This is a genomic window from Streptomyces sp. NBC_01591 (assembly GCF_035918155.1).
GTDB lineage: Bacteria > Actinomycetota > Actinomycetes > Streptomycetales > Streptomycetaceae > Streptomyces.
Genome location: NZ_CP109328.1, coordinates 549,687 through 571,051 on the forward strand (window position 1 = coordinate 549,687; position 21,365 = coordinate 571,051).

A 21,365-nucleotide genomic window follows, 5' to 3' on the forward strand; every position below is an offset into this window, starting at 1 on the left:
GAAGCGGCCGAAAGGAAGCCCCATGCTGGAAGTGGACCGTAAGAGCTACTGGGGAAATCTCTTCACGTACTTTCCCGCGCTCAGCCGCTACATTCCACTCGGCGACTACGCCGTCAACGTCCGCCCCCGCGCCTGCGTACTGGGCGCGTCCGACGGGAAGTTCGCACTGCCGCTGCTGCGGGCCGGCTGGGAGGTCGTCGCGGTCGAGACGGACGCCCTCTTCCTCGACGGCGGCAGCTTCGACCTCATCGACGGCCACCACGAAGTCACCGGGCTGCGCCAGCGACTGGCTTCGGAGAGCCTGGAGGACCGCTGCACGGTGGTCGAGCAGGACTACATGACGCTGCCCGCGGACGGCGGATTCCAGCTCGTCATGGGCAGCGGCCTGTGGTCGATGCCGCCCAACCGCGTCCACACCCTGCAGGCCCTGATCGACCAGGCGATGGGCATGGTCGCCCCGGGGGGAATCTTCTTCGGCGACTACCTCATCGCGCTCAACGACGAGGAGCGCGCCTGCGGTTACTACCCGAAGACGGACGAGATGGAGAAGATCGTCTCCAGGCCCGGCTGGGAGCTGTTCGAGAACGCCGACCTCGGCATCTACGGCGAGAGCCACCTCGGATACGAGCAGTGGCACTACCACCGGTACGCGGCCGTGATCGCCCACCGGATGCCGCTGCCCAGCGTGCCGGCGGCTGTCACCAAGTGACCACCGCGCACACAGCGACGGCAGGCGGCCATCCTCCTCACCGGGAGGAAGGCCGCCCGGCCGTCGTCGTCACCGACCTGGACGGCACCCTGCTGCGCTCCGACGGCGGCGTTTCCCCCCGCACAGCCGGCGCCCTGCGGGCAGCGGCGGAGGCCGGGACCCGCATCGTCTATGCCACCGCACGTCCCGCCTGGTCGGCCCGCGCCGCCGTCGCGGCGGTGGCCGTCGAAGCGACGATCATCTCTTCCAACGGAGCGGTCGTCAGCGATGCGGCGACCGGCCGGACTCTGCGCGTACGGGCCATGGACCCGGCGCGGGTCCGTGCGGCCATCGCGGCCCTGCGCGCCCTGGGGCCGGGCACTGTGTGGGCGGCGGACCGTCAGCACGACCGGCTCCTGTCACCGGCCTGGCCCGGTCTGCTGGCCAGCACCGGTACGCACGTCGTCCACACCGAGCGGGTGCCGGACGGCGAGCCCGTGCTGTGCCTGATGGTCACCGGCGGCCCGGACGACCCGGGCGCCGCACTCCGCGCACTGCCGGAATTGCAGTGGACGTCCTCGCAGCCCGGTCTGCTGGAGGTCTCGGACGCGGGCGCTGACAAGTTGTCAGCCCTCGACTGGGTACTGGCGAAAGAGGGGCTGACCAGAGCGGACGTGCTCGCATTCGGCGACGGGGAGAACGACTTGGCCCTACTGAAGGCCGCCGGGTACGGTGTTGCGATGGCGAACGCCTGCCGCCCTTTGCTGGACATCGCCGACGAGACAACCCTCGGCCATGACGAGGACGGTGTCGCGCACTGCCTTGAAACGAGATTCCGGTGACCGTGAAACGAACGGCTACGGCCGTGCCCGTCCGCGCCTCTATGCCACCCTCCCCATCACGCAAGGAATTGAAGGATGCTGATCTCGGCTTATACGTCGCCCGGTGACGTCCCCGCCAAGGAATGGGATTCGCTGACGGAGGGCTCCACCATCTACTCCGCCGCCGGATGGCTGTGGGTGAGGGACGAAGAAAGGCCGGAAGGGGCGCGGGCCGAGTACTTCATCGTCCGGGACGAGGACGGCGTCGCGTCGGCAGGCATGGAGACGTACTCCTTCGCGCAGCCCCCGCACGTCCTCTACACGCCCGCGTTGCTCCTCGACGGTCTGGTCGACGCCGACCGGTTGCGGCACATGAGTGAACGGCCGCTGGTCATCGGCGCCGGCTGGTCGGAGTTCCGCGGACAGCTGCCCGTGCGCGAAGGGCTGCCGGACAAGGAGAGTTCGGCCGCCGTCGACATGCTGACCGGACGGGCGCTCGCCCACGCCGAGTCCGTCGGTGCGAGCGTCCTCAGCTACTTCTACCTGACACGGGAGGACGCCCTGGAGGTCGCGCGCGCACACGGCGACGCCGACCCGGTGCTGCTCTTCCACGACGTCGAGACCGCCCTGCCCGTCGGACAGTGGCAGGGCTTCGACGACTACGTCTCCTGGCTCCCGGCGGGCCGTCGCCCGCGCGCCCGCAAAGAGGCCCGCATCTTCCGGGAGAGCAAACGCACCATCCGTGAGGTGTCCCTGCCGGACGTGGTGGACATCATGGCGCCGCTCAACAGCTCACTGATGCGCAAGCACGGCCACGACTACGGAGTCGAGCGGGCCAGGGCGGTGTACGGCAGGCAGGGACGCTTCCTGGGCGAGAGCAGCACCCTCCTGCTGGCCGAGGAGGACGAGCGCGCCGTCGGCTTCGCCCTGCGCTACCGGCGTGGGGACATGCTCTACGCGCGGGTCGCGGGCTTCGACTACTCGGCCCCCAACCTGGCCGACTACTTCAACCTGGTCTTCTACCACCCGATCACGCAGGGCTTCGACCGGCCCACCCGCGAGATCCACCTCGGTCTCGGCACCTTCCAGGCGAAGCTGGCGCGCGGAGCCCAGCCCCAGGCCCTCTACAGCGTCTTCGTCGGCGTGGACAGCCCTCTGAAGGCGTCGGCGGGCACTGTACGCGACCGCAACGACCTGCAGATCGCCGCTTTCGCCGACGAGAACGGCCATCATGTCGTGGGCGGGCTGGACACCTCCGAATGGCTGCGATGAAAGTGCCCGTCCGCTCACGACCGACGAAGCAGGAGGAGAACACCGGTGTCTGACGCCAGAGTGGTGCACCGTATCGAGGACATCGCCCCGCAGGCGTGGGACGCGCTGGTGTCGGACACCGGCTTCTACGAGAGCCATGGCTGGCTCAGGGGACAGCAGCGTCCCGAGTTCGCGGCTCCCGCGTATCTGTGCCTGGAGCGCGACGGCGCCCTCGTCGCGGCCGTCCCGACGTACGAGTTCCCGCCGGAGAACGCGCCGCCGCTGCCGGCGGTCGCCGCGGGCCGCAAGGTGCTCAGGGTCGGCACCCGCACGGGATACCACAACGAATTCCTCGTGGACGAATCCGCGGGCACCGCCGAGGACCGGCGCCAACTCGTCGCCGAGCTGCTGGAATTCACCGCCGAGTACGCGGCCGGGCGAGGCTACGACACCCTGCTGTTCGACTGCCTGACGACGGACAGCCTGCGGACCGTCACCGGACTCTTCCCGGCACGCGCCCAGTTGCGTACCGCGGAAGCCGTGGTGCACAACGAGGGCGGCACCTTCGCGTCGTACCGGAAAATGCTCGGCCGCAACGTTCTCAACCGCGACAAGGAAATGCGGCGCTTCGAGAAAGCCGGACTCCGGCTGGAGACCGGTCCGCTGTCTCAGTCCGTCGACGAACTGGCCCCGCTGATCGGGCAGACGATGGACCGCTACGGCGCCGGACTGGATCTCGGTGAGATCCGTACCTTCCTCTCCGAGCAGGCCCGCGCTCTCGACGCCGACAGTGTGGTGTTCCGCTGCGTGGACGAGTCCGGCCGGCTCCTGGGAGGAAACGTCTCCTTCGTATGGCGGGATTCACTCTATTTCCGCGTGGCGGGGTTCGACTACGACCGCACCGGAAAGGCCAACGAATACTTCAACGCCGTTTTCTACGGGCCGGTGAAATACATGGAGCAGGAAGGTCTGAAGACGCTCCATGTCGGGCTTGCCTCCCTTGAGGCCAAGGTGCGCAGAGGCGCTTCGCTGCATCCCATCTGGTCCTGCGCGGTGGACCTTCCGCTCACCCGGGGCGTGAAAGTGGACCGCGACCTCCGGGCCGACCTGGCGCTGATGGACAGTGTGCGCGAGGAGGCGGGCGCCGGAATGGACGCCGGGGAGTGGGACATGGAGGCCGCCCTCCGGCCGTCGTAACAGCGGCACACGGCGTTACGTTTCCGGATTCGGCCTTGCTACAGGGAGCTGTGCAGTGTTGTTCGACAAAGAACTCCGGGGCTTGTTGGCCGACAACAAGAACTTCCGGCAGATCTGGCTGGGGGAGACCACAGCCCATTTCGCCACCCAGCTGACCAACTTTCTGCTCCCGCTCGTCGCCGTCACCATGCTTCAGACGAGTGCAACCGCCGTCGGCGCCATCTCCGCGGTGCAGTTCATTCCGATCGTGCTGTTCTCCCTCTTCGCCGGCGTCGTGGTCGACCGCCATCCGCCGCGCCGCACACTGGCCCTGAGCAGCCTCGTACGCGGAGCTGCCCTCGGCGCCCTGGGCCTCTTCCAGGCCATGGGAGGGGTCACCCTCACGCAGATCCTGGTGGTCGCGGCCGTCATCGGCACGGCCACCGTTTTCTACGAAGTCGCCTACCAGTCCACGATCCCCAAGGTCGTACCGACCGAAGCGATCGCCCCGGCGAACGGGCTGCACCAGGCGACGTACTCGGTCAGCCAGCTCGCCGGTCCCGCCGCCGCCGGAGCGCTGGTCAGCCAACTGGGCCTCTCCCTCGCGCTGAGCGTGACCACCGCGCTCTTCTGCGGCGCCATGGTCAGCGGCCTGCTGCTGAAAGGAGTCGAGGCCCCCGGCGTCCCCCGCCAGTCCGCGCTCAAGACGATCGGCAGCGGGCTGCGCTACACATGGTCGCTGCGCCCGATCCGGGACCTCTGCGTCCAGGCGGGCCTGTCGAACATGCATGAGCAGGCGTTCCTGACCGTCTTCATGGTGTTCGCGGTACGGGAGCTGGGCATGTCCGGGACGACGGTCGGCGTCATCATCGGCGTCGGCAGCGTAGGGGCGCTGGTCGGCTCGCTCACCGCCACCCGGATCGCGGCGCGCTGGACGGTGGGTCTCGTGCTCGCCTCGGGAGCCGTCCTGGCGGCCGTCGGCTTCCTGCTGGTCCCCGCGTTCGCCCGCCTGGACGTGTACGTCGCGGTGCTGGCCGGAGTGGCCTTCGTGGTGAACGGCTTCGGAGTGGCCCTCTTCAACGTCTTCGCGGTGAGTCTGCGGCAGTCGATCCCGGTGGAGCACCAGCTCGGAGCGGTCACCGCGAGTTACCGTTTGGTGGCCCTGGGTACGCTCCCCGTCGGCGCGATGCTCGGCGGCGTGCTGGCAGACGCCGCCACACCGGGCAACGCCCTGTGGATCATCGGCATTTCGTACCTGCTGGTCTCGTTCTGGCTCATGTTCTCGCCCCTGCGGCGCGCGCGGACGATGGAGGAGTCGAAGGTCCTCGGCCAGACGCCCCAACAACGGACCTCGAAGGCCTGATCAGTCCCTCAGGGGGCTCTGTTCACTGCCCTCGTCAGCCGGTCGACGGGGAGGCCGGTTCGGCCGAGGGCTTCATCACCCGGGGCCGACGCCCCAGAGCGATCAATTGGGTACCGCTCTCCTCGGATCGGCCGGAGCCATGTCCCGTGCGATCTCGCGTGCTGTGCGACCGAAGAGTTCTATCGCCCGGTTGCCGCCGTCGGACCGCCACATCAGGCCGTGTCCGAGGGGCTTGTCCCCCTCCACCGGGACGTAGGAGATACCGGGTCGGCCGTGGTGCAGGGCGACGTGCGCCCCTGCCGGCAAAGCCCCATTGCCGCCCGCGACGAGTGTCAGTGCCTCCTGGAAGTCGGTGACGGACGGGCCCTGCTCGATCGGCCTGCCGCTGGGGGTGCTCGTCGGCAACCGATGCTCCAGCCAGTACTCCGGAATGTCTCCCGCGATCGTCAGCAACGGCACACCGGTCAGGTCCTCAAGCGTCACCGTGTCCCGTCCGGCCAAGGGATGCCCGGCGGCGACTGCCAGCACCCTGTCCTCGGCGAGGAGCGTCGGTCCGCGGGTCAAGTCGTCCTCGTGCAGCGGGTGCCGGTAGCGGGATCGAGAGATCCGTCCACGATCTGACCGGCAATCCAGTAGGCCATGGCCCACTTCGCGGCCCGAGGGTCGGCCGGCGGTTGGAAGAGGAGTCCGAGCTCCTCCAGGACCTGGTCGAAGAGAGCTGGGGCTCCGGTTCTTCGCTTCGCAAGAGGCCGGCGAGCATGGCGAGCGAAGGGCTCTCAACCCCGGCCATGAGCGCGTCCAACCCCATCTGGATGAGACGGTCGGACCCGACATACCGGCCGAACGCCCTCTCGTGCGCTATGTGGCTGAGCTGCTGGAGAGCGTCGTCGTGGTTCATCTCGGTCTCTTCGTTGGTGGCCGTGGCGAGAACCTTTCCACAGCCGCCAAAGGTGACGCCATCCAGTTGCCTGCTCGCTCGGTTGAGGCTGGTGATCAGGACATCAAGACGCGTTTGCGGAGGAGGTGAAGGCCTGCAGATACGCCTGGCCGCATCTGGATCCGGGCCGACGGTCAGAAGCCGCTGCCGCTGCCGCTGCCGCTGCCGGTCGTCCGAGGCTCCTGCCCGGCGGGTGCGCGATAGGTTGCCCCCCATGACTGAACTCGGACCCGTTGCCTGGCCACCTGCTCCGATCAGAGCCGAACGGCTCGTACTCCGCGAGCCCGAGGCCCGAGACCGTGCGGCGTTCATCGAGCTGCTCGCCTCACCGGAGGTGCATACCTACCTCGGTGGCCCTCAACCGCGTGATGAGCTCGAGCGCGCGGTGCCCGAGATACCCGGACGGCGGCCTGGCCTTTTCGTGATCGATCTCGACGGAGCGATGATCGGCATGGTCAAGCTCGATCGGCACGACGCGGAGAGTCCGGGGCACGTCCGTCCGGATGTCGGGGAGGCCGAGCTCGGCTACCTGTTCCTGCCGGAGGCATGGGGACGCGGGTACGGCGCCGAGGCGTGCGCAGCGGCACTCGACTGGTTCGCCGACGCGCTTCCCGGCGCGCCGGTGGTGCTGCGCACCCAGACCGCCAACGAGCGCTCGATGCGCCTCGCGGCAAAGCTGGGGTTCACCGAGGTGGAGCGGTTCGAGGACTACGGCGCCGAGCAGTGGTTCGGCGTCTGGTCCTCGGTCACGCCGTCCGGTTGAGCTCGTGATTGAGCAATCTCATCAGGAGCTGGGTGCCGGACGCGTGAGGAAGACACCCCTGGTGGAGCACCCGGAGCCGGGCGGGCCGATCGCGTCGGAGCGGCGCCGGGTGCGGCGGGAGGATCGCTTCCCGTGGAGCCCTGCCTACGGTGCCGAACCACCCGGACGCCAGCCTCGGCGGCGGGCCCGGGGGAGGGCGAACGCGGCGAAGGCCGTGACCAGAACGGCCGCCCCGGCGGCGGAGGTGATGACGACGGCTGTGGTGCGGCCGGAGTGAGCCTCGGGGGGGCATTCGGAGGCCGCCCCGGGCGTGGGGGATCGGGGGCGCGGGATCGGGGGCCGGGGCGGTGACGGCCGCCGCGGGCCGGGCTGCCCTTGGCCAGGGCGATCGGGCTTCATCGTCGGCGCCACGCGGTGCAGCAGTGCTGTCGAGTGCGAAAGCCACTCCTCGGGGGCCGAAAGCCGGACCACGCTGAGCGACCACGCCTGTTGGAGGACGAGCGTGGAGAACAAGGCCCCGGGGTGGTCACCGGAAGCCGGGCATTCGAACTGGAGAGCCTGTCGAGAAGATGAGTACGACTACTCACGCCCAGGTCGGCGCTTGCCTCGACGATGAAGATCGACACCGTCGAGACGGGGAGACCGTTCATGCTCAGCCGTATCGCCGACATCCTGGTGCCCACCGTCGGCCGCCTGTCGGTGACCACCGCCCCTGGTGCCGAGTTCGCGCCCGGCAGCATCATCGCCGCGAACCACACGTCCTTGGCCGATCCCGCGATCGTGGTCGCCGCCCTGCACCGCCTCGGCGCCGAGCCGGTCATCATGGCGGCCGCGGGGCTGTGGCGCGTCCCGCTGCTCGGTCGCGCGCTCGCCCGCGAAGGACACATCCCCGTGATCCGCGGAGACCGGCGCGCCGCGGCCGCGCTGGACGCTGCGGCGGAAGCCCTGGAACAAGGACGGCTGGTCCTCATCTACGCCGAGGGAGGCCTGCCCCGCCGCAGGGACGCGGCGGAAGCGGCACCCGGCATCTTCCGCAGCGGCCTGGCCCGGCTCGCCGAGCGCACCGGCGCCCCCGTCGTACCCGTGGGCCAGGCCGGCGCCCGCCGGGTCACCTCGGGCAACACCGCCAAGCAGGTCGCCGGCCTCGTCACAGCCCCTCTGCGCCGACCGGACCTCCACGTCCACGTGGGCGCCCCGCTGGAACTGACCGGCGACCGCACCGTCCGGACGGCGCGGGCCCGCACCGCGGTGACCACCGCATGGCGGACGGCCGCCGCCCACCTGCACGAGCCCGCCGCGCCCGCCGCGTAGTCCCCATCGCCCGCAGGCCACTCGCGCCGCACGGGAACGCCCAGGTCCGGCCGGGTTCGGCGGACCTGGGCGTACCGGTGAACGGGGCGCGCTTCACTGCGCGTTGATCGCCCGCAGCATGTTCAGGCGAGCCGCCAGCCTGGCCGGCCAGATCGCGGCGAGGACGCCGATGAGCAGGGCCAGGGCGAGGAACAGGGCCAGGCGTGGCCAGGGCAGCTGTCGTGTAGTGGGGCAGGCCCGAGACTGTGAGGCTGCCGCCGGTCCAGGCGAGGAAGACGCCGGTGCCAATACCGAGGATCGCGCCGAACAGGGAGATGACGACCGACTCCAGGCGGACCATCCGGCGGATGCCCGTGCGGTCCAGGCCGATGGCGCGGAGCATGCCGATCTCGTGGGTACGCTCGTACACCGACATGGCGAGGGTGTTGATCACGCCGAGGACCCCGATGATGACGGCCATGCCGAGCAGCCCGTACATCATGTCGAGCATCAGGTCGATCTCGCCGAAGCTCTCCTTGGTGAGCTGTTCCTGGCTCTGCACCTTCAGCAGCGGGCTGTTGCCGAGCGCAGAGCGGATCCCGCGTTCGAGGCCCGCGGCCTCGCCGGGTTCGGCCTTCACGAGGACGCTGTCGTACTTGCCGCCCACGGCGTACGGCAGGACGTCGCCGAGGTCGCCGATGACGCCGCCGGCCACGACGGGGGTGCCGCCCTGCAGCATCCGCCGGATGACGGCGCCGGTCACGCCGGGGGAGAGGACCGCGTCGCCGGCCGCTGCCGCACGTACCGACAGCAGGACCGTGCGTACAGTCCGGTGCATGGCGACCAACGACGAGGCCCGGGCGACCCGGCGAACCTTCCCAGTCACAGCGGGTCGAGGAGCGGGCGGGGGCATACGGCAGAATCCCGCTGTGGCGTCTTCGGGGAGCTTGGCCGAGCTGGAAGTGGGCATGGCAGAGCTGTCCACGCCGATGCGGGTGTACGTGGAGGCCGGGCGGTTCACCGAGCCGGAACCCGACTTGCCGGAGCTGGCGGCCCGGATCCGTGGGCTGCTGGCCGCGGTCGCAGAGAACGAGCCCTGGCGGCGCTTCCTGCCCGGATACACCCCGCCGTCCGTTCCGGAAATCTGTGCCGCTCTGGAACCGGTGGAAACGCACGGCGCCGCCTCGTTCCTGGCGCGGGTCGCGGCTGTCGACCTGGTCTGGCCGAGCCACCGGCACCTGCCCGCCGAGGCCGCCGAGCGCGCGGCGGGCCGGGTGGTGTCCCTGCTCGGACCGGAGGCCAGCTGGTGGACCAACCACGACGTCGGCTGCGGTGCCGTGAACGGGCTCACCCCGCTGTTCGACAGCCTGCTCGCCGGGACGAACGGTGAACACTTCACGCTGGCCCTGCAGATCGCCGACGACTGAGAGCCCCGACTCGCAGGAATGATCGCCGGTATCTCCACCTACCGGTCTCCCACGTGGGTACGTCTCGGAGGAACACCGTGTCGATGGCGTCCTTGCCGCGAGCCCCGGCCGTCAACGCCTGCATGGACTCCGGCCGCGACGAGACCGGCTTCGTCGACTCGGACGACGTTCTCGGCGCCCGCCGGTGACCGGTGGGCCGTGGGCGGTGCGCCTGGCCCCGCAGGCCGCGAGGACGCTCGCCGGACTGCCCGAGCACGCGAAGGAGGGGCGGAAGTGTGCCGGGTTGGCGCTTCGCCCGGTGGGCTTGTCACCGGTTGTGGTCAAGATTCGCCGGGTTACGGATCTGTGCCAGTGGGCGGCGGCCGCGAACAGGTGCGGAACGGTGGCGGGAACCGCCGTCCCGACCCATCGGTGGCGTGCCCCGGAGTGGTGTGGCGCACTGTGTTCGGGCCCCGTTTCCCGCGCCGGACGGCGGCGGGGGAGGGGGTACGGCAGGGGTGCGGGAGGGGCGGTGCGGGCGGGGTGTGCCCGGTCGTGGTGCGCGTTGTGCCTGGCTGTGCGTGTAACAGGGATGTATTAGGGGGCGGTTGGGTGGAACGGGCCGCCGGGCCGGGCAGGTCTTGGTGATCAGAAACGCTCGCTCGTACCGAGCAGCGGCACCCCCCACCGATACTGAGGAAGAAACGATGCGCGTTCACAAGCTGACCTTCGCCGCCCTGGCCGTTGTCGCGGGTCTCTCGCTCACGGCCTGCCAGAACGGTGACGAAGACATGGGACAGAGCGCCCCGTCGTCCGCGTCTTCCGCGAGCGGCGGTTCGGGCTCGGGCGGTTCGGATCAGGGCGATGCGAAGGACTCCGCCGGGAAGGACTCCGCCGGTAAGGCCTCCGGCGGGCAGGGCACGGCCGCCGGGACCGGTTCCAACGAGAACGGCAAGGTCGGCAAGTGCCGCACCGACGAGCTGGAGATCACGGCGATGGACAGCACCATCGACGGCGACACCGATGGGACCGTTGCGGTGGAGCTGAAGAACGGCGGCGGCCGGGACTGCGTGCTCTCCGGGTACGCGGGCGTCGACCTGAAGACCAGCTCGGGGTCGCTGTCCGCGGAGCGCACTGGTGAGAAGGCCACCCCGATGACCCTCAAGGACGGGAAGTCGGTGTACTTCGGCATCAACTACCCGATCAACACGTCGGGCGGCTCCGGCGTCCGTATCACGGGTCTGGTGGTGACCCCGCCGGACGAGACGAAGTCGGTCACCCTCGACTGGCCGGGCGCCGACACGCTGCCCGTCACGGACGGCTCCGGCTCCCAGGTGAAGGTCGGCCCGATGGGGAGCGCCGGTCAGGGCGGCTGACCCGCACGTTCCAGGGTGCTCAGGCCGCACCGTGCCGCTGCCCGAGCACCCGCCAGCGCGTAATGCAAAGCCCGCTCCAGCCGAAGCGGATGACAGGGCCGTCTGCCCTCATGTGGGGCCGCCCCCCGGTGGTGATTTCACCTCGAAGCCGATGCCACCACTGGGCTCAGCCCCGGCCCCGTGAGCCGTCCCAAGTCCGCTCGGCAACCCCAGTTCAATCGCCCGTCGGCCTCACCATCCAGCAGTCCCACCGCCCCGGGAACACTCCGTGTGAGCGTGAACACGGAGGGCACGAACACGCAGCGCGAGATCCCTATCCCCACCCTGGCCTCCCGCCGACGACAGCCCGGGCCTCTGAGCGGGCTCGCCCAACAGAAAGGGCGCCCGCAGCCGGCTTACAACGACCACCTGGCGTAGTGCGCCGGGTCCATGCCGGCGTCGTCGGGCCCGTGGTCATCACCCGGGCGGGTGGTGACGGAGCACTGCAGAGCGGAGAGCCTCTGACCGTTCACACGACTGCGGTTCTCTTGGCGTACGGAGCTGACCCGCAACTCGCCGATCCCGATGGTCGAACTCCTTTGGACATTGCCCTCAGCTACGACCACGAGCTGGCCATAAGCCTGCTAAAGAAGCACATCGAACGCCCAGCACGGCCGGGATCAGGGGGCTGACCGACTGACGAGTCCGCTGGACCTTCTCCGGACCAAGGAAACGATCAAGGGTGAGGGCTTGTTGTGCCTGAGCGTCCCAGTTGGCAATTGCGCGCTCCGGTTGGCCAACGCGACGCTCAGCGGCGCGGTGCGGCGATGAGCCAACGCCGCGTCCGCGGGATGTCGGCCGTCCGGCGGGACTGTCGGTGATCCATAGGCGATGTGTCGGTGGCCGCTGGAACCGTGGGGTTGTCGAGTTACCCAAAGGCAGCAGCCGCAGCCGCCTTCAACAGCAAGGAACCCCCGTCGCCATGTCGTCCACATCCTCAACCCCGCGCTGGAATGTCCGACGACTGCCCGGTGCCGATGGCCGAGTCTTCCTGGTCACCGGCGGTAACGCCGGCATCGGGTACTTCACCGCGGAGCAGTTGTCGGCAACCGGAGCCACCGTCGTACTCGGCAGCCGGAATCCCACCAAGGCCGAAGCCGCCACGGCCTCGATACGTGCGCGTGTCCCCGGCGCACGGGTGCGGGCTGTACGGCTGGACCTCGCCGACCTCTCGTCGCTCGAAACAGCAGTGGAATCACTGGAGGTGGAACGCCTCGACGCGGTAATCCACAACGCTGGCGTCGCGCTTGACGACCCGCCGCGCAAGGAGACCGGGGACGGTCACGAGCTCATGTTCGGCACGAACCATCTCGGGCACTTCGCCTTGACCCAGTGGCTGATGCCGCTACTGTCGGCTGCGCCGGCGGCCCGCGTCGTGACCATGGGCAGCTTCGCGGCAAAGTCCGAACGGCTCGACCTGGACGACCTGCAGTCCCGGAAGGACTACCGGCCCAAGCGCACCTACGGACGCTCCAAGTTGGCACAGATGTACTTCGGCGTCGAACTCGACCGCCGCCTGCGTGCTGCCGGCAGCACGGTAGCGAGCGTGGTGGTCCATCCCGGCGGCGCGCTGGACTCCCTCACCCCGTCACGGCCACCGGTCCACGTGCGAACCACCGGCGCACGGCTGAGCGCGGCACCTGCGGCCCTCCTCATTCAGGGCAAGCACGCCGGCGCATGGTCCGCAGTCCGAGCGGTGCTCGACCCGGCCGGGCGTGGAGGCCAGCTGTGGGGACCGCGCGTCTTCGGCCTGCGCGGCGAGCCCCGACGTGAACCGGTGTGGAACCACCTCGCCGACCCCTCCACCGCGGCACGGTTGTGGGACGCAAGCTGCGATCTGACCGGCGCCGACCTCAGCACCATCTCCGGATAGCTCAGGCACGCGCGCGTTGGCCAACAGGTTGTCGAGCAGTCCCTGGTCACCTGAGGTGTGCAGCAGGACGGCCTGGACGCGTGGGTGGAAGCCGTCGAGGTCGAGGATGTCGCGGGCAGCTGCCGGGTCGCACAGGCGGTCGCGGACGTCTTCGACCCGGACGGCCCGATGAAAGACCATTTCCACGGACGATCCACCGGTGCGATGGGGCCGAAGACGCCCGTGCTCGGCTGTGAATGCGGCGAGTGGGGGTGCTGGCCGCTGATGGCCGATATCACCGTGACTCCTGACCACGTGACTTGGAACTCCTTCGAACAGCCCCACCGCACGACACGCGACTACTCGGGGTTCGGCCCGTTCCAGTTCGACCGCCGTCAATACGATGACGCCGTGAAAGTCCTGAGTGCAGCGGTCAGTTCTGACGACACGTGAGTACACCCCATTGATTCAGCACGGGAACGAGAGGTCATGTTTGACCACGCCATCGGACTACGCCCCGAGGAGGCCGCACGCCAGGCCGCGCTGGTCCAGCAGTCCCGACCAGTCCTTGAGAGTGACAGGACGGAGGCTGTCCAGACCTTCCTGGCCGAGCGCGGTATGAGCATCATCCAGGCGATCGCAATCACCCGGGCGCTACTTGGGAATGCGGCGACACCGCTTCGAGTCGCCATCCACACCGTGGCCACGAGTACGGCTCGGCAGTAACTTCAGAGAAGCAGGCGTGTTCGTGCTGGCAGAGGGTTCTGTAGGGCCGCCCACAGGTGCCCTGTGACACCTTGCGGAGCTCGAAGTGCTGCTGGAAGCCGTGCCACTCCTGCTCGGTGGGCTCGCGGTACTCGTCCTGCGGTCGATCAGCCCGGCGCCGGTCGAGGAAGCCCGCGGTAGGTCCGCATGAGGTCGTCCTGGAAGACCGCTGATGGTGGAGTCGGGTATTGGAACTGTTCGAATACCCTCTTCAAGCGCCGGTGGCGCCGATTGCGGCGCGTCAGTCGTCAGCTGCAACCAGGAGAGTGAGTGTCCCTGCCGCGCGGTCGATGAGGACGAGTTCGTGGTAGTCGATGTGAATAGGGCCGTAGTCGTGGACCGCATCGTCGGGAAGCTGTCCGAGCAGGTAGCTGCTGGTTGCTTTGCGGATCGGGGCGTCGATCTCCTGACGCAGGCGAGATGCGAGTGATTCTGGGACGTCTCCATGCTGGTTGGCCCAGGAGCCGATGACGTCGATGGCCTTCGCGGCATCGACGGTCTCGTAGGCGTCAGGGGTGATGCGGGCTAGCCACCACTGACCGTGCCGTGGCCAGTCCTGAACGCCGGCTCCGTCGTACGTGTCCCGAAACTGAGGATGTGCGATCAAGGCGGCCAGCACGTCTCGGTCGTCCAGCGCCTCGGACGATAGCTGGAATCGCTTGGCGTTGACCCAGCGGTAGCCATGGGAGCCCTCTCCGAAGTCGAAGTCTCGGAAGTTGATGAAGGGGCTGTCCAGGTGGACGAGGGCGGACACTGGTTCCATGGTGGTCATCGTAGGTCTCGCCGCTACTCAACTCCGTCAGTGATCTTCGGCCTGACCGGCGCCTGCACCAGTCCCGTCTCGGGCCGGCACACCTCGCACGGCTCGATGTCCGGCTCGGCCAGGGCGATGAGCGCGTCCTCCCGGTTCAGGAATCCGAGCTGCGCGCTGTACAGGCCGCACCTGCCACGGTGCAGCAGCGCCGTCTTGCCCGACCGTTGCGGCTGGGTCTTCCACGACTGGTCGGCCCGCGCCCGCTCCCTTGCGCGAGCCTCCTGCTGCTCCTTGACCTCGCGGATGCGAATGGCGCGCCGAGCACCCCACTGTGGTCGGGTAGCTGGAGACCATTGCTGATCTCCGGCTACCCGGCCTCGGCGCCCGCGGTGGCGATCGCATGGAGACGAGGCTGGAAGACACGCCTCAAGAGTCAGCCGAGCAGCGCAGTTGCTTCGACTTCTACGAGCACATCCGGCTCGAAGAGGTACTCGACACCGATCAGGGAGGCCGGCGGCATGGGGAGCTGGAGCCCGATCTCGTCGGCGACGTCCTCCACACCGGCCATGAAGTCGCCGATCTTCTCCGGGCTCCATCGGGTCACGTAGAACGTCAGGCGCAGCACGTCTGCGAACGACGCGCCCGCGCCCGCCAGCCCGACGTAGGTGTTGCGCAGTGCCTGGGCGACCTGCCCGGCCAGGTCGCCGGGTGCGACCGGAGTCCCATCGGCCCGGCGTGCGACCTGCCCGCTGACGTGGATGTGTGTCGCGCCGGTGCCGACGGCCACGTGGTGATACGGAGCCGGTTGCAGCATGCCTTCCGGCGTGAAGTGCTGGACAGTCATCAGTGTTCTCCCTCTGATCTAGGTATCCGTAAGATACTTAGTGGAAGAAGGACACTTCAACGAGACCAGGTTTCTCCATGGATACCGAGGACGAATTCCTCATCGGCCCTCCGCATCGCGAACTGCTCGACCAGGTCCTCGACAAGTGGTCGCTCAGTGTTCTAGGCGAACTGTGCGAACGCCCATGCCGTTTCAACGAGTTGCGCCGAGCCATCCCGCAGGTCACGCAGAAGTCGCTGACCGCGACACTTCGGCGACTCGAGCGAAACGGCGTGATCGAGCGCGAGGTCGTCTCCACCCGCCCGGTGGCGATCAGGTATCGGATCACGCCACTCGGCAAGACTCTGCGGCCTCCCATCGACGTGTTGCTGGCGTGGGCCTCGGAGAACATGCCCGCTATCACACGCGCCCGTGAAGCCTTCGACACGCGGGAAGAATCAAGCCGCTGAGTCCAACGCCGCAGCAAACTCGGCTCAGGAGCGAAGAGCCTGGTTGAGTCCGTCGGTGGTGGCGGCCCGCAGCTCCGGCGTGTATGCGGCGGTCACCTCGTCCGGCGTGACGCCGAGCCCGCGGGTAGGTGACACTTGGTCGGGCTGGTTGACACTGGCGGTGGTGTCGCGGGGCTGTGCACGCGGTGACGCGGGATGACGGGTCATGCCTCGGATTTCTCTGAGTCAGCCGAAGTTGGTTCCGGTGTTGTGGGGGCGGGCGCAGTGGGGCGGCGCGTGGTTCCCAGGTGCCAGAGGAGGGTCAGGGCGGTGATGCCGGCAGCTACCGGTCCTAGTTCGGCCGGGGCAAGCCCGAGCCACTTCTGCGCCAGCCCGCCGAATCCGCCGCTGAGGGCGATCCCGATGTAGAGCGCGGAGGAGTTGAGGCCGAGCAGGACCGGCGCGGCGGCGGGGCTGAGGGAGATGAGCCGGTGCTGCTGGGGGACAACGATGACGCCGACGGTCGCACCCCAGACCACAGCCCAGACCAGGGTGGAGGCGAGGGCTCGGGTCGCCAACGGGGTCAGCACCAGGGCGAGAGTTGCGAGGGTGAGGGCGCCGGTGAGGACGCGCGCGGAATCGTGGCGGTCGACCAGGCGCCCGGCGGTGATGTTCCCGGCCAGGATGCCGACTCCCCAGGCCAGCAGGATCAGGGTCAGGAGCGATTCGTTGCCGTCGGTGGCATCCCGCAGGGCCGGGCTGATGTAGGTGTAGAGGGTGTAGGTGCCGAGGAAAGCGAGTGAGGTGACTGCCAGCAGCGCCAGTACGCGGCCCTGTTTGAGCTCGACGAACTGTCCGTGGTCGAGGGACACGACCGTCGCCACTTCGAGGCTGGAGAACCATCCGAACGACGCCACGTCGCGCATGGGCGACAGTCGGCACCCGGGTGCGCTGGAGCGAATGCCCCACCGCGGTGTCCACGGCCACGTAGGCACCAGACCGCTGCCCGACGGCGCCAGACCCACTGCCCACCTGAAGGTGTGACACGACTTGCCGTACGTGCCGATAGCCGCCTACCAGCGCATTCCCAACTGGTCAAGGCCGATGCGGCGTTGTTCGGCAACACTGCCAGCAGGCGCAGCTGTCGGTATCTCCCCGGGCGTCCCTGGCGCCAAGGCCGGCGGCGGGCCGCCCGGGGCACCGGGAATGCCTCAGACGAGACCGGTCAACAGCTCCGCGAAGAGCTGCGGCCGGCTGAAGTAGCCGACGTGCGAGGTGGCCAGCGTGTGCACATCGAAGGGGTTGTGCGGGGTCAGCGCGTCTGCTTTGCGGATCATGTAGTCCTGGACGGCCGGGGTGATGCTGCGGTCCGCGGAGAGACGGACGTAGGTGTGCTGGACGCGTCCCCATCCGTCGGCCCGGACCAACGCCGCCGGCTCCAGCACCGAGTGGTTCTCGTCCGGGTCCATGGAGTCCAGCAGCAGCCGGAACTGGTGGTCGGTGGAGTCGGCCATGATGGCGGCCTTCAACTCGGCGAACAGTGCCGGATCGGCGTGAGCACTGCGCCAGTTCAGCCGGGCCACACCGGGATCGCGCACGTCCGGCACGGTTATCCGCGCCGCCACGGCGTCCAGCAGGCTGTCGTCGACCACGTCCCACGGCTCGGTGAGCATGGCCGGGTCGCTGAGGCAGAGCGCGGAGAGGTAGACCACGCGGTCGAGCAGTTCCGGTGCGGTGTTGGCGACGGCACTGATCGTCAGACCGCCGAGACTGTTGCCGACCAGGACGACCGGACCCCATTCGGCGAGCCGACGCAGGGTGTTCACCACATGCCGCACGTTGTCCTGCAACGTGACGCCGCGCAGCGGAGAGGGGGCGGCGGCCAGTGCCGCGACGTCCTGGGGTTGCCGGTAGTAGGCGGCAGGGCCGTCGGCACGGTCGCCGTGGCCGGGCAGGTCAACGGCGTGCGAGCAGTGCCCGAGCAGGGCCAGCTCGTTCTGCAACGGGCTCCAGGCCCGAGCGTTGCTGGAGCTGCCGTGAACGAATACGAAAGTGGGGCGCGAGGTTGCGCGCATGGTGAAGATCCTCGTCATCCTGAGGCGTACGGCGAACGGTGGACGTGGGGCCCTGGTGCCGACAACGGCCGACACCACGGTCAGAGTGTCGACCGGGTGCGGGTGGCCTGCCAGTTGTGGATGACGGAACACATGATGACGACCATAGCGGATGTGACGGCCCTTGGGTGCCCCGGGCCGAACCGACGGGAGGATTCGGCAGGTTTGGCGAGCTGGACCAGGCGGCACCCATCGTCACGGGCCAGATGGTGTCCCGAGAAGAACAGTCACCTGCGCCAGCAGGCGCCGGCCGCCATGCTGTGATCCGCGCGCTGCCCACGCAGGCCTCAACTCCGCACGTAGCCGGTCAGCCGCCCTCAACCGGGCTGGTGGCAGCCTTCGCCGTAGCCGGGGCCTTGGAAAGGTCGACGGCTTGTCTCTCCGAGGTGCCGCGGACGGGGCGCATCCACAGGTGCGTGGCATCAGTCGGCGTCGAGACCGTCAACCAGGCGGCCCAGGAAGCGGGCGAAGGTGGCTTCGGCGGTGAGTGGGCGTCCGGGGGCGGAGAGGGCTTCGGCGAGTTCCGGGTGTCGGCCGTCGGCGGCGACAGCGGCGAGGTAGCGGGCCTCGGCTGCGACCTGGTCCGGGGATTGTGAGGCTGCGGCCTGCACGATCTCGTGAGCGACGTGTCCGGCCACGAATGCGGTGAGCTGGGCGAAGACCTCCAGCTTCGCTGCACCGTCCAGCCCGGTGGGCTGCAGGGCGGCGAGAGCATGTTCCAGAAAGGCCAGCGTGTTGGGGCCCGGAACGCGACGGGTGGACAAGGCGGCGGGCAGCCAGGGGTGCCGCAGCATGTGGGCGCGCTGCAGGTGGGCGATGGTCTTCAGATCGGTACGCCAGTCACCACTGGGTGGGTCCGTGACCGTGAGTTCGCCGCTGACGTGGTCGACCATCAGTTCCAGCAGTGTCTCCTTGTCGGGGGCGTAGCTGTAGAGCGACATGGCACCGGCTCCGACCTGGGCAGCCACCCGCCGCATGGTGACCGCTTCGAGCCCTTCGGCGTCCGCCAGCGTGACGGCTGCCACGATGATCTCCTCCCGGCTGAAGGAGGGCCTGCGGCCCCTGCGGGGCCCGGTGGGACGCAGCCAGAGCTGTTCGGGGTCGACGCCTGCGGCGCCCGACCCCCCGTCACGGGACACGGTCTCGCGCTCCTTCCCCTGGTTGTTGAGGCGGCTCTTGCGAAGGTCATCCAAGCATCCTCTATTCTCGTACATCGTACGGAATAGAGGAGGGGAACGATGCCATCACGCACGCCCGACGCCGTAGCCGGACCGGTATGGGTGCCACCTGCCGGAAAGGCACCGCTGTCCTCACGGATGATGAGGGCGACCTGGCGAGGCCTGCCGGCGAAACGGCACGAGGTCGGGTGGGAACCGGGGCTGGTGGTGCCGGCCGCCGACGGAAGCCCGTTAGTCACGGACCACTACTTCCCGCGTACGGAGGGCGACTTCCCGACCCTCTTGGTCCGCTCTCCTTATGGCCGCGGCCTGCCATGGTCTCCCCAGTACGGCCTGCTCTTCGCAGAACAGGGCTTTCACGTGGTCCTGCAGAGCTGCCGCGGCACCGGCGGTTCGGGAGGCGCGTTCGACCTGTGGCGCAACGAGGTCGCCGACGGGCAGGCCACGGTGTCGTGGCTGCGTGAGCAGCCCTGGTTCAACGGAACACTGGGGACCGTCGGCCCCAGTTACCTGGGTTACGTGCAATGGGCCCTTGCCCTGGACCCGCCGCCGGAACTGAAGGCAATGGTGGTGCAGGTGGGCCTGCACGATCCCTACGCCCTGTTCCACGCGGACGGTGCGCTACGCCTGGAGAACGCCCTCGCCGTCGGTATGGGCATGACGTACCAGCACCAGGGCATGGGGCCGTTCTTGAGGGCGACGCTGCGCCTTCAGCGCCGCCTGCGCGACGTCTCCACCGCGCAGCCCTTGCGCGGGGCGTACGTGTCCGCCCTCGGGAGCGAAGTGCCCTGGCTGGACGACGTCATGACGCACCCTGACCCCAAGGACACGTACTGGCGCGGCGCGTCGCTGGCGGAGCCAGCAGAGCGGCTCAGCGTGCCCACGGCTCTGATCACCGGATGGCATGACGCGCTGGTCGACCAGACCTTCGAGCAGTACGACCGGCTGCGTCAGGCCGGATGCGAGACCGCCCTGCTCGTCGGCCCCTGGACCCACACCTCGGCCCTGCAGCGGGGATGGCCAGAGGTGTTCGCCGAAAGCCTCGCCTGGCTGCGCGCCCACCTGTACGCCGACCCATCCGGCCTGCGCCCCACAGGGGTGCGCGTGCACATCGGCGGCGAAAACGCCTGGCGGGACCTCGACAACTGGCCGCCGGCCTGCGCTGCCACCTCGTGGTATCCCGCCTCGGGCGGGCACCTCACCCAGCAGGCCCCCACGGACTCCGCCCCACTGACGACGTTCCGCTACGACCCGGCCGACCCCACCCCTTCCATCGGCGGCCCGCTGCTCTCCCGCACCGCCGGCCCTCGCGACAACAGCAGCCTGGAGGCCCGAGACGATGTCCTGACGTTCACCGGCCCACCGTTGACCGAACCCGTGGACATCCTGGGCCAGGTCTCCGCACGGCTGAGTATCTCCACGGACACCGGGTACGCCGATGTCTTCACCCGCTTGTGCGACGTGGACGCACAAGGACGCTCAGTCAACGTCTGTGACGGGCTGGGCCGGCTTCGAACGACTGGACATGCGCCCTCGCAGGTCAGCGTGCCGATGAGCTCCACCGCCCATCGCTTTGCCGCGGGTCACCGCATACGCTGGCAGATCAGCGGAGGCGCCCATCCGCGCTACGCCCGCAATCCTGGCACCGGGGACTCGCCGGTGGACGCCACCATCTCCACACCAGTGCGCATCACGGTCCACACGGACTCGGCACTGATGCTCCCCTTTAGCTCTGGGCTCACGTAATTCCTCTGCTCTCCGGAGAACGGACTGACGAGCCGGGCCGTCCGGCCCGGCTCGCTCCTCGACGACCAACTGCTCGCGCGCCCCGGCGACACCGACCATCACCTCGACCAGGTCCGTGCTCCCGGAGCAGGCGCCAAAGACAAACTGACCACGGCCGACAGAGTCCTGACCACCGTGCTCTACCTGCGCAAACTCGGGCCCCGAGGCCTGCTTGCCCAGCTCTTCGGCGTCAACGGCAGCACCCTCACCAGGGCAATCCACCAGGTTCAACCGCCCTCGCCGAACGCAGCCGCACCATCCCACCCTCAACGGCCAGATTCCGAACCCCCGCTGACGTGGCCGCATTCCTCGCCACAACTGACGACGGAACGGAGATCAAACCAGCGTGTTGATTTTCTGCAAGCCCTGGAAGACATCCTGCGGGGATTGCATGAGAGGCATCCTTCACCGGCGGTGCAACTCTGTGATCGGGTACCTCGGCGATGACCCAGACAAGTTTGAACGGATAGCCGACTACCTCCGGGGCTACTGAGGAGCCACTGCCACCGGGCAGTCATCGAGTCGTTGCCCCGCC

The 21,365-nt window shown here is 68.8% G+C and carries 23 protein-coding genes and 2 pseudogenes; 16 read left to right on the forward strand and 9 right to left on the reverse strand.

Features of this window, described 5'->3' with window-relative positions:
• The first annotated feature begins 22 nt into the window (after positions 1 to 22).
• From OG978_RS43515 to OG978_RS43535, 5 genes are all read left to right on the forward strand, one after another.
• The gene (locus OG978_RS43515; RefSeq protein ID WP_326770618.1) at positions 23 to 709 is read left to right on the forward strand and encodes a hypothetical protein; all 687 of its coding nucleotides are present in this window, start codon (positions 23 to 25) and stop codon (positions 707 to 709) included.
• Positions 706 to 1,530: an HAD family hydrolase gene (locus OG978_RS43520; protein WP_326770619.1), complete on the forward strand. Its 825-nt coding sequence runs from the start codon at positions 706 to 708 to the stop codon at positions 1,528 to 1,530. Before OG978_RS43515 ends, OG978_RS43520 begins: the two co-directional genes overlap by 4 nt.
• A gap of 75 nt (positions 1,531 to 1,605) precedes the next feature.
• A complete protein-coding gene (locus OG978_RS43525; RefSeq protein ID WP_326770620.1) occupies positions 1,606 to 2,781 on the forward strand; it encodes a peptidogalycan biosysnthesis protein in 1,176 nt (391 codons plus the stop codon).
• 45 nt (positions 2,782 to 2,826) lie between these two features.
• Positions 2,827 to 3,957 (forward strand): hypothetical protein, encoded by a 1,131-nt coding sequence (locus OG978_RS43530; protein ID WP_326770621.1) that lies wholly within the window; start codon positions 2,827 to 2,829, stop codon positions 3,955 to 3,957.
• A gap of 55 nt (positions 3,958 to 4,012) precedes the next feature.
• Entirely contained in the window at positions 4,013 to 5,299 is a 1,287-nt protein-coding gene (locus OG978_RS43535; protein WP_326770622.1) for an MFS transporter, read from the forward strand.
• 102 nt (positions 5,300 to 5,401) lie between these two features.
• Here OG978_RS43535 and OG978_RS43540 read toward each other — a convergent pair whose 3' ends face one another.
• Entirely contained in the window at positions 5,402 to 5,863 is a 462-nt protein-coding gene (locus OG978_RS43540; RefSeq protein ID WP_326770623.1) for a LysR substrate-binding domain-containing protein, read from the reverse strand.
• A 298-nt stretch (positions 5,864 to 6,161) separates the two neighbouring features.
• Between OG978_RS43540 and OG978_RS43545 the strand changes: the two genes are divergently transcribed.
• The 3 genes from OG978_RS43545 (at position 6,162) to OG978_RS43555 (ending at position 8,310) form a co-directional block, all read left to right on the forward strand.
• Positions 6,162 to 6,326 (forward strand): hypothetical protein, encoded by a 165-nt coding sequence (locus tag OG978_RS43545; protein WP_326770624.1) that lies wholly within the window; start codon positions 6,162 to 6,164, stop codon positions 6,324 to 6,326.
• Between the two features lie 124 nt (positions 6,327 to 6,450).
• Positions 6,451 to 6,999: a GNAT family N-acetyltransferase gene (locus OG978_RS43550; RefSeq protein ID WP_326770625.1), complete on the forward strand. Its 549-nt coding sequence runs from the start codon at positions 6,451 to 6,453 to the stop codon at positions 6,997 to 6,999.
• Positions 7,000 to 7,647: 648 nt separating this feature from the next.
• Positions 7,648 to 8,310, forward strand: a complete 663-nt coding sequence (locus OG978_RS43555; protein ID WP_326770626.1) for a lysophospholipid acyltransferase family protein — start codon at positions 7,648 to 7,650, stop codon at positions 8,308 to 8,310.
• A gap of 93 nt (positions 8,311 to 8,403) precedes the next feature.
• Here OG978_RS43555 and OG978_RS43560 read toward each other — a convergent pair.
• Positions 8,404 to 8,992, reverse strand: a pseudogene (locus OG978_RS43560) (ABC transporter permease); the annotation flags it as partial.
• A 265-nt stretch (positions 8,993 to 9,257) separates the two neighbouring features.
• On the opposite strand from OG978_RS43560, the gene OG978_RS43565 reads away from it, so the two are divergent.
• The 4 genes from OG978_RS43565 (at position 9,258) to OG978_RS43580 (ending at position 13,415) form a co-directional block, all read left to right on the forward strand.
• On the forward strand, positions 9,258 to 9,716 hold the full coding sequence (locus tag OG978_RS43565) for a hypothetical protein (RefSeq protein WP_326770627.1): 459 nt from the start codon (positions 9,258 to 9,260) through the stop codon (positions 9,714 to 9,716).
• Positions 9,717 to 10,402: 686 nt separating this feature from the next.
• Entirely contained in the window at positions 10,403 to 11,071 is a 669-nt protein-coding gene (locus tag OG978_RS43570) for a DUF4232 domain-containing protein (protein ID WP_326770628.1), read from the forward strand.
• A 961-nt stretch (positions 11,072 to 12,032) separates the two neighbouring features.
• Positions 12,033 to 12,983 carry an SDR family NAD(P)-dependent oxidoreductase gene (locus OG978_RS43575; protein WP_326770629.1) on the forward strand — a complete coding sequence of 317 codons (951 nt, stop codon included), beginning with the start codon at positions 12,033 to 12,035 and terminating at the stop codon, positions 12,981 to 12,983.
• 57 nt (positions 12,984 to 13,040) lie between these two features.
• Positions 13,041 to 13,415 carry a hypothetical protein gene (locus tag OG978_RS43580; RefSeq protein WP_326770630.1) on the forward strand — a complete coding sequence of 125 codons (375 nt, stop codon included), beginning with the start codon at positions 13,041 to 13,043 and terminating at the stop codon, positions 13,413 to 13,415.
• A 553-nt stretch (positions 13,416 to 13,968) separates the two neighbouring features.
• On the opposite strand, the gene OG978_RS43590 is transcribed toward OG978_RS43580, so the two are convergent.
• The 3 genes from OG978_RS43590 to OG978_RS43600 are packed head-to-tail and all read right to left on the reverse strand — an operon-like array spanning position 13,969 to position 15,325.
• The gene (locus tag OG978_RS43590) at positions 13,969 to 14,490 is read right to left on the reverse strand and encodes a hypothetical protein (protein WP_326770631.1); all 522 of its coding nucleotides are present in this window, start codon (positions 14,488 to 14,490) and stop codon (positions 13,969 to 13,971) included.
• Positions 14,491 to 14,513: 23 nt separating this feature from the next.
• A complete protein-coding gene (locus OG978_RS43595; protein ID WP_326771058.1) occupies positions 14,514 to 14,918 on the reverse strand; it encodes a DUF6233 domain-containing protein in 405 nt (134 codons plus the stop codon).
• A complete protein-coding gene (locus tag OG978_RS43600) occupies positions 14,915 to 15,325 on the reverse strand; it encodes a RidA family protein (protein ID WP_326770632.1) in 411 nt (136 codons plus the stop codon). The genes OG978_RS43595 and OG978_RS43600 overlap by 4 nt, the downstream gene beginning before the upstream one ends.
• A gap of 77 nt (positions 15,326 to 15,402) precedes the next feature.
• On the opposite strand from OG978_RS43600, the gene OG978_RS43605 reads away from it, so the two are divergent.
• Positions 15,403 to 15,774 (forward strand): winged helix-turn-helix transcriptional regulator, encoded by a 372-nt coding sequence (locus tag OG978_RS43605; protein WP_326770633.1) that lies wholly within the window; start codon positions 15,403 to 15,405, stop codon positions 15,772 to 15,774.
• 24 nt (positions 15,775 to 15,798) lie between these two features.
• Here the strand turns inward: OG978_RS43605 and OG978_RS43610 are convergent, their stop codons facing one another.
• The 4 genes from OG978_RS43610 to OG978_RS43625 form a co-directional block, all read right to left on the reverse strand.
• On the reverse strand, positions 15,799 to 15,981 hold the full coding sequence (locus OG978_RS43610; protein WP_326770634.1) for a hypothetical protein: 183 nt from the start codon (positions 15,979 to 15,981) through the stop codon (positions 15,799 to 15,801).
• Positions 15,978 to 16,679: an MFS transporter gene (locus OG978_RS43615; protein ID WP_326770635.1), complete on the reverse strand. Its 702-nt coding sequence runs from the start codon at positions 16,677 to 16,679 to the stop codon at positions 15,978 to 15,980. The genes OG978_RS43610 and OG978_RS43615 overlap by 4 nt, the downstream gene beginning before the upstream one ends.
• Before the next feature lie 285 nt (positions 16,680 to 16,964).
• Positions 16,965 to 17,828 carry an alpha/beta hydrolase gene (locus OG978_RS43620; RefSeq protein ID WP_326770636.1) on the reverse strand — a complete coding sequence of 288 codons (864 nt, stop codon included), beginning with the start codon at positions 17,826 to 17,828 and terminating at the stop codon, positions 16,965 to 16,967.
• Between the two features lie 461 nt (positions 17,829 to 18,289).
• The gene (locus tag OG978_RS43625) at positions 18,290 to 19,006 is read right to left on the reverse strand and encodes a TetR/AcrR family transcriptional regulator (protein WP_326771059.1); all 717 of its coding nucleotides are present in this window, start codon (positions 19,004 to 19,006) and stop codon (positions 18,290 to 18,292) included.
• Between the two features lie 180 nt (positions 19,007 to 19,186).
• Between OG978_RS43625 and OG978_RS43630 the strand changes: the two genes are divergently transcribed.
• The 3 genes and pseudogenes from OG978_RS43630 (at position 19,187) to OG978_RS48620 (ending at position 21,323) form a co-directional block, all read left to right on the forward strand.
• Positions 19,187 to 20,791: a CocE/NonD family hydrolase gene (locus OG978_RS43630; RefSeq protein WP_326771060.1), complete on the forward strand. Its 1,605-nt coding sequence runs from the start codon at positions 19,187 to 19,189 to the stop codon at positions 20,789 to 20,791.
• 105 nt (positions 20,792 to 20,896) lie between these two features.
• Positions 20,897 to 21,183: pseudogene (locus OG978_RS43635) on the forward strand (helix-turn-helix domain-containing protein); the annotation flags it as partial.
• Positions 21,184 to 21,221: 38 nt separating this feature from the next.
• Positions 21,222 to 21,323, forward strand: coding sequence for an endonuclease domain-containing protein (locus OG978_RS48620; protein ID WP_442817883.1), 102 nt, complete (start codon positions 21,222 to 21,224; stop codon positions 21,321 to 21,323).
• Positions 21,324 to 21,365 lie beyond the last annotated feature (42 nt).